We start from the raw sequence: 14,925 nt of genomic DNA, 5'->3' as shown, positions 1-14,925 counted from the left end.
GGGCCAGAGGCTGTGAGGCGAGCGGGTTTCGCCGGCACGGGCCTGCCGTGTCCTAGAATGCAGGTGTGGGGCGAATGAAACCGACCAGGCTCCCCGCCCAGTTCCGGACTTCCGAAGAACAGGCGGCCTCGATACGGGATTTCTGTTCCTCGTCGATCACGCCAAGCCGGATGAGGATTGCGAGAACGGCGGCATGGGACGCCCGGCTCGCCCCGTCATCCACCTTGATGGCGACGCCGAGCCCTTTTTCCGGCAATGCCGCCGTGTAATAGCCTTCGGCCCCGCCCTTGAGCAGGCAGGTCTGGCCGGTTTCGGCCAGTACCACGGAATTGAAGGCGCCGGTGCCGGACAGCATCAGTGGATTATTTGCACAGGCCTTGACGATGCGGCGGCAGGCAGCGGCGCGATCGGCGGAGAGCCCGTCCGGCGCGGCGAGGCGCGCCATGGCATAGGCAACGCCGCGCAGCGGGGCACCGAAGACCGGGATGCCGCAGCCATCGACACCGCGGGCGGTCCGGGAGAGGTCCATCTCGCCCATCTCCCCGATCAGGTCGATCAGTCTTGTCTGCACCGGGTGGTCGGCTTCCGTATAGCCTTTGACCGGCTCGCCCAGATGGAGCGCGGTGGTCAGCATGCCGGAATGTTTGCCGGAACAGTTATTGTGCGCCCGGGTCGGCTCGATGCCGGCCTTGATGAGGGCGTGTGCGGCGGCCACGCTGGAGGGCAGCTGCGGGCCGCATTCCAGATTGTCGACGCCGAGGCCGAGCCGGGCGAGCCAGGGGATAACCCTTTCCGTGTGGATCGGCTCGCCGTTATGGGAGGCGCAGCACAGCGCGATTTCCGTCTCGCTCAGATTGAAGGCATCGGCGGCGCCGCTTTCGATCACCGGCAGGGTCTGCAGCGGCTTGATCGCGGAGCGCGGATAGGTCGGCCGTTCGACATCGCCGAGGGACAGCACATCCTTGCCCTGCGCATCGACGACGGAAACGATCCCGCGATGCACGGATTCCACCATGTCGCCGCGGGTGACTTCGACGAGCAGCGGAGCCGCATCGGCCTCCGAGATATGGGTGCGCACGATAGGGTCATCAGCGGGAAGGCTGTCCGGGCTCATGGGGCGTCTCCTGGTTGACATGGCTTTTTCCGGCTCTCGCGGCCGATGAATGGGCTTTCAAGGCAACTTGCCTTGGAGCACGGGTTTGTGCAACAGAGACGCCATGCGAGGATATTTCGGAATGGGCGTCGAGGGGATCAGCAAATCCCGCAATGTCGGCGCAATCTACAGAACGGCGCACGCCTTCGGCGCCAGTTTTGTCTTCAGCGTGCAGGCGGCGCTGTCGCTGCACGAGCTCAAACAGACGGACACGTCCGGGACGGCAGGCAGTTTGCCGTTCTACGAGTTCGACACGGTCGGCAACATGTTGCTCCCAAAGGGCTGCGCCCTGGTCGGCATTGAGATCACCGAGGATGCGGTCGAGCTGCCGAGCTTTCATCACCCGAAGATAGCGGCCTATGTGCTCGGCCCGGAGCGCGGTGGTCTCTCCGAAGAGATGGTGGCGCGCTGCGATCACATCGTGAAGATCCCGACCAAGTTCTCGCTCAATGTCGGGCTGGCGGGTGCCCTGGTGATGTATGACAGGCTCCAGTCTCTCGGCAATTTCGCCCGTCGTCCAGTCATGCCAGGCGGGCCGACCGAGCCGCAGCCGGAAAAAGTGCCAAGCTTCGGGCCGCCGCTCTGGGTGAAGAAAGCGCGGAAACGCCGCGCCACCGCTGCGAATGCGGACGAGAGCGCCGGCTAACCCCGGGTCATCCGGTCGAACAGCCGAACCAGCGGGTTGCTGAAGCGCAGCGGGCCGCCGGTGATGGCCAGGCAGAGACAGCCTTCCTTCGGATCGGCCCGTGGCGCGTGCAGGTCCTCCTCGCCATTCACCGCAAGATCGCCGCGCGCGTAGCGGCCAGCGTCATCGCTGAAGGCGCCATCGAGAACGAGCGTCAGCTCGCTGCCTTCGTGGCTGTGGCTCGGCACGCTCCGGCCCGGGCCGAGACGCAGGACCGACATCTCGAAACGGGCGTCCGTCACTGGCAGGCGGTATTCCTCGATACCCGGACCGCGCTTGCGCCAGGCCAGCCCGGACAGCGGTGCTCCGAGATAGGAGCGCAACGGCTCGGGTACGGCCGCGATCGTCTCGGCGTCGGATGTCCTGACAGCGCCGTCGTCGTTCGCGGCGGCCTCGACCGGCGGGCCGGCGGTGTCGATCCGGGTCAGAACGGCATCAAAGGCGCCGTCCGACAGGGCGGCTGGTTCGATTTCCTCAAGCAGATAGCCGCCGACGGCTTCCATCCCGGAGACCGTCCGGCGCAGGTCAGGACGCAGCGCGAGCAGGGTTGCCACCAGCACGGATACCGGCTCCGGCAGGGCGCCGCTGGCATAGTCGAGCAGCAAGTCCTCGCCGGGCATTGTGCCGGCGTCTGGTTTTGCTTCAGCCATGGCTACTCATAATCCTTCATCTCGTGCCTGAGCCGGGTCAGGGCCAGGCGGATGCGTGACTTGACGGTTCCCAGCGGCAGGCCGCGTTCCTCGGCGATCCGGCTGTGGGACTCGTCATCGAAAAAGGCCCGGCGGACCAGGTCTGCCTGTTCGTCCGGCAGGGCCCGCATGGCCGCCGCAATGCGCGTGCGCGCCTCGTCATCCTGCAACTGCCGGTCCGGCGCCGGTTCGGCCGCCGGGACCAGCCCGGGATCATCCGGGTCCAGCTCCGGGCGCCGCTCCCGGCGCAACCGGTCGATGCGCTTGTTCCGGGCGATGGTGAAGATCCATGTGCTGGCGCCGGCCTGACGGCGGTCGAAACTCGCGGCCTTGCGCCAGACTATGACCATCGCTTCCTGCGCGACGTCTTCTGCCATGGCCGGATCGGCACCGAGCCTGAGAAGGTACGATTTCAGTCTCGGCGCAAAATGGTCGAAGAGCTGCCGGAAAGCCGTCCTGTCCTGCGTCCCGGCAATCGCCTCGATCAGATCCTCATGCGTCATGTTCAAATCAAGCCGGTCCATTCCCAAGCGTGCCCGAACCGGTTGTACCGTTTCAGAGCGCACGGACTCAAGGGCGCGGTCGGGGATTTTCAGGCTGACTTGCTCAAACATCTCGGTGACGATACGGTTGGGCCACAGGGACGGATCATTCGGCCGGGATATTTCTCGATTTCGGGCCGGCTTCTCAATCCCGCCACATTCTTTGCATTGAATATTGACCGCCGGGATGGCATCCAAAACATCAGACATGAAAACCGGAATGGCTGGCTCAATCACCATGACGCACTTCCGCTCGCTTTTACTCGGTCTCGCCCTCGTTGTCGGCGCGACCAGCATTGCCGTTGCCCAGGAACCGCAAACCATTGGCCGCAACAGCGACTGGATTGCCTACACCTACGAGAGTGCCGGCAAGACGGTCTGCTACATGGCCAGCACGCCGACCAAGGCGGAAGGCAACTATTCCAAGCGCGGCCACATCTACGCGCTGGTCACCCATCATCCCGACGCGGACAGCCAGGGCGAGTTCAGCATCGTCACCGGCTATACCTACAAGCCGGACAGCGAGGTCGATGTCGAGATCGGCGGGCAGAAATTCTCGCTCTTCACCGACAAGGACCGGGCCTGGGCGCCCGATGCGAAAACCGATGCCTCCATCGTCACGGCGATGATCAAGGGCAGCAAGATGACGGTCAGCGGCATGTCCACGCGCGGCACCAAGACAGAGGATACCTATTCCCTGCGCGGATTCACCGCGACCAAAAAGCTGATCGACGGCAAATGCGGGAAATAGCCGCCGGCCCGGATTAGAGCGACGGCGGCCACGGCGCCTGTGATCCCGGCTCCCGCGATCACGGCCCTTGGCGATGCAGTCATTGCCGGTCTTTCCTCGTCTCTTCCCGGGTCCCCGAGATACGCGCCTCCGGCATGGCTGCTTTCCGCCGATTCGGCTTGCCTTTACAGGTCCGTGCCCGCATTTTACGGCCCATGTCGACACATGCTTTATCCGCTTCCGCCGCCTCCGACCAGCCGGCGATGAAAGATCTTGCCACCAAAGACCTGGTGGGCCTTGACCGCGAGCAGCTCGCGGCCGAACTGGCGACGCTTGGCCTGCCGAAATTCCGTGCGGGTCAGATCTGGCACTGGATCTACCACAAGGGTGTGACCGATTTTGCCGCGATGACGACGCTGGCGAAACCGCTGCGTGAGGAGCTGACCCAGCACTACAAGGTCGGCCGCCCGGAGATCACCCGCGAGCAGTGGAGCGAGGACGGCACTGCCAAGTGGCTGCTGAAATTCGACGACGGGAACGAGGCCGAGGCCGTGTTCATCCCGGACGACGACCGGGGCACGCTCTGTATCTCCTCCCAGGTCGGCTGCACGCTGACCTGCTCCTTCTGCCATACCGGCACCCAGCGCCTTGTCCGCAACCTGACCTCAGGCGAGATGGTCGGCCAGATCCTGGTCGCGCTCGACCGGCTCGGCGGCTTTCCGACGGCGCAGAGCGACCGCAAGCTGACCAACATCGTGCTGATGGGCATGGGCGAGCCGCTGTATAATTTCGACAACGTGAAGCGCGCCATGATGGTCGCCATGGATGGCGAGGGCCTCGGCCTGTCCAAGCGCCGCATCACCCTGTCGACCTCCGGCATCGTTCCCGAGATGGAGCGCTGCGGCGCCGAGATCGGCGTGAACCTCGCGGTCTCGCTGCATGCGGTGACCGACGAGATCCGCAACAAGCTGGTGCCGATCAACAAGAAATACCCGATCAAGGACCTGCTCGACGCCTGCCGGACCTATCCCGGCGTCAACAACGCCCGCCGCATCACCTTCGAATATGTGATGCTGAAGGGCGTGAATGACAGCCTGGAAGATGCGCGCGCTCTGGTGAAGCTGATCGAGGACATCCCGGCCAAGATCAACCTGATCCCGTTCAATCCGTGGCCCGGCGTGGAGTATGAATGCTCCGACGACGAGACCATCGAAAAGTTCGCCCAGGTGGTCCTGAAGGCGGGCTACGCCTCACCGGTGCGAACCCCGCGCGGCCGGGACATCCTGGCGGCCTGCGGGCAGCTGAAGTCCGCGAGCGAGCGGCTCAGGAAGAAAGACCGGATCGCGGCGATTGCGGCGGCGAGCGCCGGGTAGAGACGTCATCATTCGGCTAACGCCGCGCTGATCTCGTTTCAGCTTTCGACCGGCATTTCCCCGAAGAGCGATTGACTTAGTCGCGCCGGCTGCCGCGACTCTTGAACCTGAACGGCAAGTCAAAAGCAGGTATTCCCATGACCGAAACAGCGATGGTTCTTTTCTCCGGCGGGCAGGATTCGGCCACCTGCCTTGCCTGGGCGCTGGACCGGTTCGATCATGTCGAGACCATTGCCTTCGATTACGGCCAGACCCATGCGGTCGAGCTTGAGGTGCGCGAGACTTTCCTCGCGGCACTGCGGGAGCGGTTTCCGGACTGGGGGGCGAAGCTCGGGGAGGATCATTTTATTGATCTCTCGCTGCTCGGCGCGATCAGCGATACCGCGCTGACCCGGGACAAGGAGATCGAGATGAATGAGGCCGGGCTGCCGAACACCTTCGTTCCGGGCCGCAACCTGCTGTTCCTGACCATTGCGGCGGCGGTCGGCTACCGGCGGGACACGAAGCATGTTATCGCCGGGATGTGCGAGACCGATTATTCCGGCTATCCCGATTGCCGGGATGACACCATCAAGGCGTTGCAGGTCGCGCTTACCCTCGGCATGGACAAGCGCTATGTGCTGCACACGCCGCTGATGTGGCTGGACAAGGCCGCGACCTGGGAGATGGCCGAGGGGCTCGGCGGCGCGAATCTCGTGGAGCTGGTCCGGCGGGAGAGCCATACCTGCTATCGCGGCGACCGGACCGTGCTGCACGCCTGGGGCTACGGCTGCGACGATTGCCCGGCCTGCGCTCTGCGGCGGACGGGCTGGGCCGGGTACACCGGAATACGCGCCTCTTAATCCGGCGCACCTCCGCACCGTCGAAACAGATCCAGAAACGCGTTCAGCGCGCCGCTGCGGCTGCGGATCGCCCAGGCCGGGCGCCAGGAAAGGCGCGTTATTGCCGCGCGCCGGGCGTCGCCGTCCGCATCGACAAGCTGCCGGACCTCGGGTTTCGAGAGGTGCGGGCTGCCGTCCCGTGCCATCTCAGTCACCGGCCGGGCGCAAGGCATCCAGCTTTGCTTCCATCCCGGCTTCCATCGAGAACAGCGTGTCGTAATCCCGCAGCAGGTACAGCGCCGCGATCGCCGCCAGCATCGGCCAGGCGGCATAGAACAGCAGGTTCGGCACGGTCCAGGGATCGAGATAATTCGCGACCGGCGCCAGGGTCGAGGCGAGATGCATGAGGAAGACCAGCGCGGTCGCCACGCGTTTGCGGGAGCCGATCAGGAAGGCCAGCACGATCATCCCCTGCACCGTGCCCAGCGCGTAGGAGACCGCCACGCCGATCTCCGGGCTGCCGTAATAATGCTGCAGCACGCCGGAGGTGCCGGCCGGGTTCACGAACTTGTTCAGCACCCACATGCCGAGCACGAGACCGACACCCAGGCGCAGGCCGAACAGGGAGCGGGTGAGGGCGGCTTTCGGTACGGCGACTGTCTGCACGGGCGGGTATCCCTTGTTCCGGCATGAATGACGATGCCGGCCGCGCATGTGGCGCGGCGGCTATGTTCAGATCAGTTATGCCGGAATAAAGCGGATGGCGCGCCTGTCGCAAGATGCGGGCGCGGGAATCACCGGGATGTGTCGGGGATTTATCGGCTGTCGGGGGCTTTGATTTGCGGCGCGAGGTCCGCGGCGGCGTCCCTGGCGATCGCGGCATCGAGGTCCGCGGGATCAATCCAGGCGCTTTCCGAAACACCGGGGCGGGCGTCGGAGGGCTGGAGATGCAGAAGGGCGCGTGTCCGGCGATAGGCGGAGAAGGAAACGCCTTGCAGCAATTCTTCGTCGAATTCCACCTTGTAGGCCCCGGCCGGCTGTTCGTCCTGCAGCCCGGCAAGATGGAACGGGTGCCGGAATGTCACGGTCTGCGTGCTTGTCCTGATTGTCACGGCGCTTCTCCCGGGCCCGCCTCGACGGGATCGGGCGAGGGGAGCCGTTGACGAGGCAATGGATGACGGAGGGGGGGCTACCCCCTCCGCCCTGACGATTAGGACTTGATGGCTGCCTTGACCGCTTCCACAGGCTTGGCAGCGGTGCCGCCGGCCGGTGCCGTGGACGAGACTTTCGCCTTGTCGTCGGACTTCGGGGCGTTCGGTGCCGTATTCTTGTGATCGGTTGACATAATATTTATACCTTTAAGTATTTACGGAATTATATCCGTTCAACACAAATGGTATGGAATCGTTATGGATACAATGGGGTGTGTTTTATTATTAGCAATTTAAAAAATATTCTGTATATCAGTAATTTCCTGAGAGAAAAACTTTACTATGAGAATAATAGTATTTTATTTTTGAATAAATAATTGAAAATTAGAAATAATTATTTAATTTTTATTAGGGAAAAGGTAATCGAAACGCGCGGTTATTCTGAATAATAACCCGTCCGGCGGGTCCGCCGTTCAGGTTTTGGTTTCAGGGCCCGGCTCTCGCCCGGCGTCTCTTCAGTGCGCCGGGATTGCGGTCGTCTTCCGTGCCCCAGCCGAGCGACAGGTCGAGGATGGCGTGGATCAGGGTGGCGTGGGCGGTTTCGACGAAACCGTATTCATCCCCGGCAACATGGAAATTGAGGTCGCCGGAGAGCCGCAGGGGATTGTCCGGTGCGAAGCCCGAGAAGGTGATGACAGTGCAGCCGACTTCCCGCGCTCGGGCGACGCCTTGCAGGATGTTCGGCGAGGTGCCGCTGCTGCTGATGGCGACCAGGATGTCACCGGAGCGGGCATGATAGCCGATCTGCTCGGAGAAAATGGCGTCGCCGCCAATATCATTGACCAGTGCTGTCAGCATGGCGGCGTCGCTGAAGGCAAGGGAGCGCATGCCGCCGTTCTTGCTGAAATCCAGCGCGTAATGCGAGGCCATGGAGGCGCTGGCGCCATTGCCGATGAAGATCAGCTTGTTTCCGGCCTGATGTGCGGCCCGGCCGCGGGCAAGAAAATCGTCGATACCGTCGCCCGGCGTCATTGCCCGGCCCGTGCCGTCGGTCACGCCGGCTTCGCGTGTCAGGCGCGCCAGGGTCTCGAAATAGTTCGTGGTCCGTTCCGCCAGGCTGCTCACAGGTCGTCTTCCTCGGGCTCGATGGGGTGTGCCTGGTCGTCGGTACCAGTTGCTGCTTCCCCAATGTCCGCCTTGCCGGTCGTCACGATCCGGAAACCGATCGTGTCTTCCGGCGGCAGCGTCGACATCTGCTCAAGGATACCCTCTTTGCGCGCGTCGAGCAGCAATCGTCCGAGCGGCTGGAAATGGCTGGTGCCGCCCGCGCCGTCCGGGGCGTCGATCAGGATGCGCACCGAGCGCGGTGCCCGGAACCGGCTGCGTTCCAGCAGTCGCTCCACGGATGCCACCGAATGGGGCTGATCGAGGCCGCGCAGATCCAGCTCGTATTCTGCATCGCTGCTGGCGCGAAAGAGTGGCTTGAGCTCTCCCAGATCGACCATGGCCGGACTCTCTTCAGGTTTCACACAGGTTGATAAAAAGATGTAACGCTATCAGGTCATTTGGGCCATCGTGAAAAGAACTGCAAGTCTTGCGGTTTTGGCTCCGGATTAGGTTGAAAAGTCCGCTGCCCCTCATTATTTCTTCTTTGACCTGTTTTTTGACCTTCGGCTCATTGGGAGTGAGACATGGACTTGGATCGCAAACACATGACTGCCGCCGAGGCGGAGGCCGCACAAATCGACGTCGGCCTACGTTCATATATGCTCGGCGTCTACAATCACATGACTATCGGCCTGGCGCTGACCGGCTTCTTCGCGCTCGGAACGAACCTCCTGGCGATGAATTCGCCGGCCTTCGCGCAGCTCGTTTTCTTCTCGCCGCTGAAGTGGGTGATCATGCTCGCTCCGCTCGGCATGGTGTTCTTCCTCGCTGCCCGCATCCAGTCGATGGCGGCTTCCACCGCGCGTACGACCTTCTACATTTATGCCGGTGCGATGGGCCTTTCGCTCGCCAGCATCTTCCTGGTCTTCACGGGCGAGAGCATCGTGCGGGTGTTCTTCATCACCGCAGCCGCCTTCGCCGGTCTCAGCCTGTACGGCTACACCACGAAGAAAAGCCTCAGCGGCATGGGCTCGTTCCTGTTCATGGGCCTGATCGGGATCCTGATCGCAAGCGTGGTGAACATTTTCTTGGCCTCGACGATGCTGCAGTTCATGATTTCCGTCGGCGGCGTGCTGGTCTTCGCGGGCCTGACCGCCTACGACACCCAGAACATCAAGAACATGTACATGGAGTCGGACGGGCATGAAGTGGCGACGAAGAAGTCGATCATGGGCGCTCTGAAGCTCTATCTCGATTTCCTCAACATGTTCCTGTTCATGCTGCAGCTGTTCGGTAATCGCGAATAGGCAGCCGGTAACGGATCGAAGAGGCCGCGCCGGTATCCCCGGTGCGGCCTTTTTTATTCGGCCGGAGCGGGAATTGCCCGTTAACCGATCATCAAGATTAATTTATGTATAGTTCCGCCGTGCCGGGTGTTCCGGCGGAGCGGGATTAGTTTTTGAATTTTGGGACTATTAGGCAATGGCGGTTCAGACCCTATTCGAGGTGCATACACTGAAGGGCGGAAGCTGGGCTGTCGATTCGACCTACCCTGATCGCGACATTGCCATCGAAACCGCGAAGTCGCTGCATGGCGAGAAGCAGTTCGAGGCCGTGAAGGTGATCAAGGACACCTACGATTCCGCGACCGGCAGCGGTAAGGAAATCGTGGTTTTCGACACCACGTCGAAAGTCCGCAATAAAGCACCGGCGCCAGCGCCGGAGCCGGCGGCGACTCCTGCCGCCGCAGCCGCGCTGAAGCAGGGAACCCCGCCGCGCGGCCGGGCCAAGGCGAAAAAGCCCAGTGGCGACTATGCCATGGCCGTCAAGGTGACGCTCTTGCTGGTGCTGATTCTGGCCGGCGGCCTGGGCACGATCTACCTGCTGCATTATGCCGGCGGAAATTTCCAGAAACTGTTCTGACGCCAGTTCGCGAACAGACCCTCCGCGGATCAGGGCCAGCGGCGGTTCACCCGCTGCATCCCGGACATGCTGAAATACTCATCGAAGATCGTCGGCGGTCCCGCCAGATCGTGGATCAGTCTGGCCAGTCCGTAGCGCAGGACCGGCACCTCCATGCCGGTTTCCGCCCATTCCTCCGGTAGCGGCAGCAGGCAGCGGTTTCGCCCGACATTGACGAGCGTCTCGCGAAAGGCGAGCCGGCCCTCCCAGAAGCAGTCCAGCAGATGTGTCCGGGCGTTCTCGCTGGCAAATGCATTGGGGGACGGGATCTGGTAGTTGGCGATGTCGACCATGCCATAGGCGAGCGTGATGCGGATATCGTGCAGGAAGGTCAGGTGCAGGGGGTGCTGGTCGGCGGCGAGGCCGGTCACTTCGTCCTTGGCGTTCTTTCGGGGGATAAAGCGATGGCGGTAGGTCGGGCGCAGAATCGGCGTCCAGTCACCGATGTCGCTGTCGGCGACGGTCTTGACATAATCCTGCAGGTCCATCGTCGGTCAGCCTTCCAGACGGGTGTCGGATTCGTCCCGCCGGGGCCATTCCGGCAGATCCCGGCCGGTGACTTCGGAGAGCACCGAGCGGGCATTCTCCAGGATCATCTGCGCCCTGGTCTTCAGCCGGTCGGTGCCGAGGATGGCCCCCACGACTTCCGGCTGGGAGACCAGCAGCATGACTTCGTCGAGGCATTCGCAAAGCTCGGCGGAGGCGGCGATCATCTGCGCGTTGCCCTGCCGCTCCATGGCATCGCCGGACCAGCTCATGCTACCGATCTGCGCCGGGGCATTGCCGCGCGCATAGGACCAGAGCTCGCCACTTGTGTTCATGCGCCACGGGCCGGGTGTGTATTTGGGCATGACGGACACTCCTCGGTTTCGGTACTGCAGCTTAATGACTGATCACCGCCAGGGGCAATGCCCGGGACGACGGAGAGGGGGGGGCGGTCTCGGCGCCCGGGGTGTGAACGGGCTGTGAGAACGCGCTCCGAGACATGGGATTCTCAGGACGGCATCCATCTGTTATGATTCCACAAGATATTGTAGGTCCGTTGAGGAATCCGATGAGATTTTCCCTTATGTGTGCCGTCTCTTTGGTGCTCGCTCTTGGCGGGTGCGGTCTTGGCGATCTGTTCGGCAGCGGCACCGAGGAGCTTCGGGTCCGGGCCTATGTGCGGGATGAACTCGATCGTGTCGAGGCGGAACGCGGTCCTCGCCGGCGCCTGTATATAGACGAGAAAATTTCTGATTCCATGGCTGCGGCCGATACCGGCGCTGCGCGCCTGGCCGAAACGGAGCAGAAACTCGGACAGCTGCAGACCGATCTCAGCATTGTCGCCCGCAAGGTCGAGACGCGGATCAAGCTCGGCACGGGTCCAATGGCCGGCCCGGCGGCTCCCGCGGGACCGGCACCGGCGCGCTATGACCCGCAGCAGCTCGCCGGACTTCGGGCAGATGTCGACGCGGCCCTTAGGGCGGTCAGTAAACTGAATGCGGACCAGGAGACGGCCGATGCGCGGAGCAATGCCCGTTTCGAACGGCTTGAACTGCGCACCAGTGAACTGGGCTGGCCGGATGACACGGGCGCCATCGGACTGCATCTTGCGTCCTATCGGACGCATGAATCGGCCTTGGCTGGATGGGAGGTGCTGCGCACCGGGTTCCCCGACCTTTTCAACGGTCAGGACCCGCTCTTTGTCGAAGTCGAAACCGTCGCCGGGCTGTTCGTTCGTCTGATGGTCGGGGTCGGGCGGGACGAGAGCTGGCTGGCGCGCGTTCGCGATCAGGTCCGGGCGGACGGTGAATATGCCATGATCATGCCCGTTCCGTCGGGCCAAGCGCCCGAGATTCCAAACAAGACGATGATTCCGACACCGCCAAAAATCCTCATTCCGGGATCCTGAGTCGAAATATCCGGGCCGGTGCTGTGTTCAGGGAAGTGGTGCCGCAGGAGGGACTTGAACCCCCGACCCCATCATTACGAATGACGTGCTCTGCCAGCTGAGCTACTGCGGCGTACTTGGCAAGGGAACGGCTACTTAAGACGTCCGGGCGGTGGGTGCAAGGGGAAAAACGGCAACGCGTGCCCGGCGCATTGCCACGCATGCGGATGAGACGGCGGTAATCCCTTACACCGGCTCGATCATGATGGCATGCCGGCATGTTCCGCTGAGTGCGAACGGCTCAGTTCTGATATCGGTTTGCGGTACGTTTCTCGGCGCTGGCGAGGGCGTTCAATCCCGGGAATATCTCCGATTCAAGGAATTCGAGCCGGCGCTGGAAACTGCCGCCGCGTGTCGCGAACCGCTCTTCCCACAGATTGAGTTTGACCACGAGGCCGCACAGAACGCTGCCGGTTGCGCTGTGCTGCCCGACAATTTCGGTGCGCAGACTGTGAAAGGACTCTGCTGTCGGGTCTTCCCAGAATGCACTGGAGCTCTGGTCGAAATAGGCGAAACGCTGTTTCACCGAGGCGACGATGTCCTGCAGTGCCTGGAGCCCGTGTGTTGTTCTGGTCAGGAGCGACGGATTGCCCTGCGCGACCGGCGAGCGCAGGAATTCCTGTACCCAGGGATTGAAGAGTTTGATGCGTTTCTGCGATTCGGTCAGGCAACTGCGAAAGTAGGAGAAGCCGAGGAAGGTGTCGCCGTAATTTTCCAGAAACAGCGGGATCTCGGCAACGCTGGTTTCGAGGTCGGCGGCAAGCTTCTCCAGTTCGGTGAGCACCGTGGCGCGGTCCGGGTTGCGCAGATATTCAACCAGGTTTCCGTAGCTGCCGAGCGCGGTCCCGTCCTTCGCGAAGAGCCGGCGAACGATTGGCCTCGTATAATGTTTCATGAATTGCGTGAGCTCGCGGTACTTCTCCGGCGAAAGCCTGAGCGCGTCGTAATTGTCGAACCCGATATCCAGCTCGCGGAGGGCTACGCGCAGCGTGTAGACGTCATAGCTGCCGATGGCGGCGAGGCGTTTCAGGATCGCAACGTCGCTCATCAGTTCCGGTGCCTGCGAATTGAAGTGGTTGGGCAGGAAATCCGGCCGGATCTGTCCGCTGCCGGCGCCACTGTCCCGGAACAGTTCCACGACAGCGTCCAGCTGGGCATTTTTGATCAGGGAATGCCGTTTCAGGGCCGGGGTCTTTAGAGGCAGCAGGCCCAGGGGCAGCCTGTACAGACTGTCCATTTCGGCGGTGTCGATATGCGGGCCGACGGGACCGGTTGCGGTGGCGCCGACCTCTGAGAGAGAAATTGCCATGTACTGGTACTGGCAATTTCAGTGCCGGACGAGGGACTCGTCGAGACTCCAGATACTTATCCGGTGCGGCTCAGCGCAAAGCTGAACTGCGAGCATATTATGTTGCTCGGCAGAAGAACCGGAGTTGCCTAGCAACAGGCAAGAGATTCCGGGCGATCTGTAACGATACGGATGAATGGGTCAGGACACCGGGTGCTGGTGATCCAGTTCCTCGACAAGGTCCGGCACCGAAGTGAACGACTCGCTCTGGGCGTTGACACCGATTTCGGCTGACGCCGGAATCGGCCACAGGCCGAGAAGCAGGTCGTTGACGCTGCTGCCGCCCATTGTCAGCGGCAGCACCATGCTGAAGCAGCGCCTGGTCAATCCCCGGGTGACTTCATAGGCGGCCGTCTGGGCGACTGGCTTCCGGGTTTGTGCGACAGAGCGCATCAGGCGGAACATGTTGGAATGGTGCGGGACTGGCTGGCCGACGCTGGCGGTGGTGCTGCCGGGGTTGAAGCTGCGGGCAAACATACCGATTCGCGCGCCGATGAGTTCGTAGCGATAATCTTCCGGGAGCGTTTTGAGCAGGGCCAGATTGGGCAGAAGGCGGGCGCCAAATCGCAGAGGGTCCAGCAATTTTCGCGGCTTATCGATGGGAAGATCCGCCCAGACATTATAGAGTCTGCAGATACTGTCTCTGTTCACCAGCAAGTGTGCGCACGCATTGGCCACAATCTGCCTCCTGAACCCGAAGAGATACTTCGGTAGAATATCACTAAAATCCAATTTTTCAGACTCGACAAATGAATTCGCGTTTTGCCTCCCGGTGGCAGACGCGGCACCCGGGGCTCTGACGGGGATGCGGAAAGCTGGTTTGTCATGACCGAGGGGCTGGTATAATCTCCGTGGATTACTTTGGTCCCGACAGATACGGAGCGATGTCAGGGAATGGCTGAAGCCAGCATGGAATCAAGGGTTGCCGCCCTGTGCCTTGAAAAGGGACTGAAGATGACGGAGCCGCGCCGAGTGATCGCGCGCGTCCTGTCCGAGGCGGAAGACCATCCAGATGTGGAATCCCTGCATGAGCGGGTCCGCGAGATCGACCGGTCGATCTCGATCGCGACCGTCTACAGGACCATGAAGCTGTTCGAGGAAGCCAACATCGTCACCAAGCGGGATTTCGGTGATGGACGGGCACGCTACGAGGAAATGAATGGTGAGGAAGATCATCACCATCACATGATCGATGTGACGACCGGCAATGTGATCGAGTTCTACAATGAGGAACTCGAGGCCCTGAAGGAATATATCGCTCGTGAACTCGGCTTCGAGCTGGTTGACCACCATCTTGAACTGTTCGGCGTGCCGCTGAAAAAGGCGGAAGCCAAGGCGCCGTCGAAATACAAACCCTCAGCCAAGACCAAGATCATCAGCGGCAAGCTGCCGGTCTGATTGTCGGTCGCCGGCGTTTTCTCGGATCAGAGT

General features: G+C 62.1%; 21 protein-coding genes and 1 tRNA gene. 8 read left to right on the top strand and 14 right to left on the bottom strand.

Annotated elements, in window-relative coordinates:
* Positions 1-52 precede the first annotated feature (52 nt).
* Positions 53-1,114, bottom strand: a complete 1,062-nt coding sequence (locus tag RH950_RS00280; RefSeq protein ID WP_350052520.1) for an asparaginase — start codon at positions 1,112-1,114, stop codon at positions 53-55.
* Between the two features lie 103 nt (positions 1,115-1,217).
* Here RH950_RS00280 and RH950_RS00275 point away from each other — a divergent pair, with 103 nt between their 5' ends.
* Positions 1,218-1,799, top strand: a complete 582-nt coding sequence (locus RH950_RS00275; RefSeq protein WP_350052518.1) for an RNA methyltransferase — start codon at positions 1,218-1,220, stop codon at positions 1,797-1,799.
* On the opposite strand, the gene RH950_RS00270 is transcribed toward RH950_RS00275, so the two are convergent.
* Together RH950_RS00270 and RH950_RS00265 are read right to left on the bottom strand one after the other, a co-directional pair.
* Positions 1,796-2,488 carry a ChrR family anti-sigma-E factor gene (locus RH950_RS00270; protein WP_350052516.1) on the bottom strand — a complete coding sequence of 231 codons (693 nt, stop codon included), beginning with the start codon at positions 2,486-2,488 and terminating at the stop codon, positions 1,796-1,798. The genes RH950_RS00275 and RH950_RS00270 overlap by 4 nt on opposite strands.
* Before the next feature lie 2 nt (positions 2,489-2,490).
* Entirely contained in the window at positions 2,491-3,030 is a 540-nt protein-coding gene (locus RH950_RS00265; protein ID WP_350052514.1) for a sigma-70 family RNA polymerase sigma factor, read from the bottom strand.
* A gap of 259 nt (positions 3,031-3,289) precedes the next feature.
* Between RH950_RS00265 and RH950_RS00260 the strand changes: the two genes are divergently transcribed.
* The 3 genes from RH950_RS00260 (at position 3,290) to queC (ending at position 6,014) form a co-directional block, all read left to right on the top strand.
* Positions 3,290-3,820: an invasion associated locus B family protein gene (locus RH950_RS00260; protein WP_350052512.1), complete on the top strand. Its 531-nt coding sequence runs from the start codon at positions 3,290-3,292 to the stop codon at positions 3,818-3,820.
* A 242-nt stretch (positions 3,821-4,062) separates the two neighbouring features.
* Positions 4,063-5,172, top strand: a complete 1,110-nt coding sequence (gene rlmN / locus RH950_RS00255; protein ID WP_350052510.1) for a dual-specificity RNA methyltransferase RlmN — start codon at positions 4,063-4,065, stop codon at positions 5,170-5,172.
* A 137-nt stretch (positions 5,173-5,309) separates the two neighbouring features.
* A complete protein-coding gene (queC, locus tag RH950_RS00250; protein ID WP_350052508.1) occupies positions 5,310-6,014 on the top strand; it encodes a 7-cyano-7-deazaguanine synthase QueC in 705 nt (234 codons plus the stop codon).
* On the opposite strand, the gene RH950_RS00245 is transcribed toward queC, so the two are convergent.
* From RH950_RS00245 to RH950_RS00220, 6 genes are all read right to left on the bottom strand, one after another.
* Positions 6,011-6,199: a hypothetical protein gene (locus RH950_RS00245; RefSeq protein ID WP_350052506.1), complete on the bottom strand. Its 189-nt coding sequence runs from the start codon at positions 6,197-6,199 to the stop codon at positions 6,011-6,013. The genes queC and RH950_RS00245 overlap by 4 nt on opposite strands.
* 1 nt (position 6,200) lies before the next feature.
* Positions 6,201-6,659 (bottom strand): hypothetical protein, encoded by a 459-nt coding sequence (locus RH950_RS00240; RefSeq protein ID WP_350052504.1) that lies wholly within the window; start codon positions 6,657-6,659, stop codon positions 6,201-6,203.
* 149 nt (positions 6,660-6,808) lie between these two features.
* The gene (locus tag RH950_RS00235; protein WP_350052502.1) at positions 6,809-7,105 is read right to left on the bottom strand and encodes a hypothetical protein; all 297 of its coding nucleotides are present in this window, start codon (positions 7,103-7,105) and stop codon (positions 6,809-6,811) included.
* A 98-nt stretch (positions 7,106-7,203) separates the two neighbouring features.
* Entirely contained in the window at positions 7,204-7,338 is a 135-nt protein-coding gene (locus RH950_RS00230) for a hypothetical protein (protein ID WP_350052500.1), read from the bottom strand.
* 292 nt (positions 7,339-7,630) lie between these two features.
* Entirely contained in the window at positions 7,631-8,269 is a 639-nt protein-coding gene (locus tag RH950_RS00225; RefSeq protein ID WP_350052498.1) for an SIS domain-containing protein, read from the bottom strand.
* Positions 8,266-8,649: a hypothetical protein gene (locus RH950_RS00220; protein ID WP_350052496.1), complete on the bottom strand. Its 384-nt coding sequence runs from the start codon at positions 8,647-8,649 to the stop codon at positions 8,266-8,268. The genes RH950_RS00225 and RH950_RS00220 overlap by 4 nt, the downstream gene beginning before the upstream one ends.
* Before the next feature lie 186 nt (positions 8,650-8,835).
* Here RH950_RS00220 and RH950_RS00215 point away from each other — a divergent pair, with 186 nt between their 5' ends.
* Both RH950_RS00215 and RH950_RS00210 read left to right on the top strand, forming a co-directional pair.
* Positions 8,836-9,558: a Bax inhibitor-1/YccA family protein gene (locus RH950_RS00215; protein WP_350052494.1), complete on the top strand. Its 723-nt coding sequence runs from the start codon at positions 8,836-8,838 to the stop codon at positions 9,556-9,558.
* 175 nt (positions 9,559-9,733) lie between these two features.
* Positions 9,734-10,174, top strand: coding sequence for a hypothetical protein (locus RH950_RS00210; protein ID WP_350052492.1), 441 nt, complete (start codon positions 9,734-9,736; stop codon positions 10,172-10,174).
* A 29-nt stretch (positions 10,175-10,203) separates the two neighbouring features.
* On the opposite strand, the gene RH950_RS00205 is transcribed toward RH950_RS00210, so the two are convergent.
* Positions 10,204-10,701 carry a hypothetical protein gene (locus tag RH950_RS00205; protein ID WP_350052490.1) on the bottom strand — a complete coding sequence of 166 codons (498 nt, stop codon included), beginning with the start codon at positions 10,699-10,701 and terminating at the stop codon, positions 10,204-10,206.
* 6 nt (positions 10,702-10,707) lie between these two features.
* Positions 10,708-11,064, bottom strand: a complete 357-nt coding sequence (locus RH950_RS00200) for an XkdD/Y8K6 family phage-associated protein (protein ID WP_350052488.1) — start codon at positions 11,062-11,064, stop codon at positions 10,708-10,710.
* A gap of 203 nt (positions 11,065-11,267) precedes the next feature.
* Here RH950_RS00200 and RH950_RS00195 point away from each other — a divergent pair, with 203 nt between their 5' ends.
* Positions 11,268-12,107: a hypothetical protein gene (locus tag RH950_RS00195; protein ID WP_350052486.1), complete on the top strand. Its 840-nt coding sequence runs from the start codon at positions 11,268-11,270 to the stop codon at positions 12,105-12,107.
* A 36-nt stretch (positions 12,108-12,143) separates the two neighbouring features.
* Here RH950_RS00195 and RH950_RS00190 read toward each other — a convergent pair.
* The 3 genes from RH950_RS00190 to RH950_RS00180 all read right to left on the bottom strand — a co-directional run bounded on the left by RH950_RS00190 (position 12,144) and on the right by RH950_RS00180 (position 14,226).
* Positions 12,144-12,219: transfer RNA gene (locus RH950_RS00190), tRNA-Thr, on the bottom strand.
* Between the two features lie 168 nt (positions 12,220-12,387).
* Positions 12,388-13,455 (bottom strand): hypothetical protein, encoded by a 1,068-nt coding sequence (locus RH950_RS00185; protein ID WP_350052484.1) that lies wholly within the window; start codon positions 13,453-13,455, stop codon positions 12,388-12,390.
* A gap of 180 nt (positions 13,456-13,635) precedes the next feature.
* Positions 13,636-14,226 carry a PAS domain-containing protein gene (locus RH950_RS00180; protein ID WP_350052482.1) on the bottom strand — a complete coding sequence of 197 codons (591 nt, stop codon included), beginning with the start codon at positions 14,224-14,226 and terminating at the stop codon, positions 13,636-13,638.
* 177 nt (positions 14,227-14,403) lie between these two features.
* Here RH950_RS00180 and RH950_RS00175 point away from each other — a divergent pair, with 177 nt between their 5' ends.
* Complete coding sequence (locus RH950_RS00175; RefSeq protein WP_350052730.1) at positions 14,404-14,892, top strand: Fur family transcriptional regulator; 489 nt, start codon at positions 14,404-14,406, stop codon at positions 14,890-14,892.
* The last annotated feature ends 33 nt before the right edge of the window (positions 14,893-14,925 follow it).

It is taken from the genome of Nisaea sp. (genome assembly GCF_040217065.1).
In the GTDB taxonomy this organism is placed as follows: Bacteria; Pseudomonadota; Alphaproteobacteria; order Thalassobaculales; family Thalassobaculaceae; genus Nisaea.
The sequence above is the reverse complement of the archived record's forward strand: the minus strand, read 5'-3'. Positions and strand labels throughout refer to the sequence as shown.

Bases quoted from the DNA above. Each gene is read 5' to 3' on its own strand.
- RH950_RS00280 (WP_350052520.1), bottom strand. From the start codon at position 1,114: ATGAGCCCGGACAGCCTTCCCGCTGATGACCCTATCGTGCGCACCCAT.
- RH950_RS00275 (WP_350052518.1), top strand. From the start codon at position 1,218: ATGCGAGGATATTTCGGAATGGGCGTCGAGGGGATCAGCAAATCCCGC.
- RH950_RS00270 (WP_350052516.1), bottom strand. From the start codon at position 2,488: ATGGCTGAAGCAAAACCAGACGCCGGCACAATGCCCGGCGAGGACTTG.
- RH950_RS00265 (WP_350052514.1), bottom strand. From the start codon at position 3,030: ATGACGCATGAGGATCTGATCGAGGCGATTGCCGGGACGCAGGACAGG.
- RH950_RS00260 (WP_350052512.1), top strand. From the start codon at position 3,290: ATGGCTGGCTCAATCACCATGACGCACTTCCGCTCGCTTTTACTCGGT.
- rlmN (WP_350052510.1), top strand. From the start codon at position 4,063: ATGAAAGATCTTGCCACCAAAGACCTGGTGGGCCTTGACCGCGAGCAG.
- queC (WP_350052508.1), top strand. From the start codon at position 5,310: ATGACCGAAACAGCGATGGTTCTTTTCTCCGGCGGGCAGGATTCGGCC.
- RH950_RS00245 (WP_350052506.1), bottom strand. From the start codon at position 6,199: ATGGCACGGGACGGCAGCCCGCACCTCTCGAAACCCGAGGTCCGGCAG.
- RH950_RS00230 (WP_350052500.1), bottom strand. From the start codon at position 7,338: ATGTCAACCGATCACAAGAATACGGCACCGAACGCCCCGAAGTCCGAC.
- RH950_RS00220 (WP_350052496.1), bottom strand. From the start codon at position 8,649: ATGGTCGATCTGGGAGAGCTCAAGCCACTCTTTCGCGCCAGCAGCGAT.
- RH950_RS00215 (WP_350052494.1), top strand. From the start codon at position 8,836: ATGGACTTGGATCGCAAACACATGACTGCCGCCGAGGCGGAGGCCGCA.
- RH950_RS00210 (WP_350052492.1), top strand. From the start codon at position 9,734: ATGGCGGTTCAGACCCTATTCGAGGTGCATACACTGAAGGGCGGAAGC.
- RH950_RS00205 (WP_350052490.1), bottom strand. From the start codon at position 10,701: ATGGACCTGCAGGATTATGTCAAGACCGTCGCCGACAGCGACATCGGT.
- RH950_RS00200 (WP_350052488.1), bottom strand. From the start codon at position 11,064: ATGCCCAAATACACACCCGGCCCGTGGCGCATGAACACAAGTGGCGAG.
- RH950_RS00195 (WP_350052486.1), top strand. From the start codon at position 11,268: ATGAGATTTTCCCTTATGTGTGCCGTCTCTTTGGTGCTCGCTCTTGGC.
- RH950_RS00185 (WP_350052484.1), bottom strand. From the start codon at position 13,455: ATGGCAATTTCTCTCTCAGAGGTCGGCGCCACCGCAACCGGTCCCGTC.
- RH950_RS00175 (WP_350052730.1), top strand. From the start codon at position 14,404: ATGGAATCAAGGGTTGCCGCCCTGTGCCTTGAAAAGGGACTGAAGATG.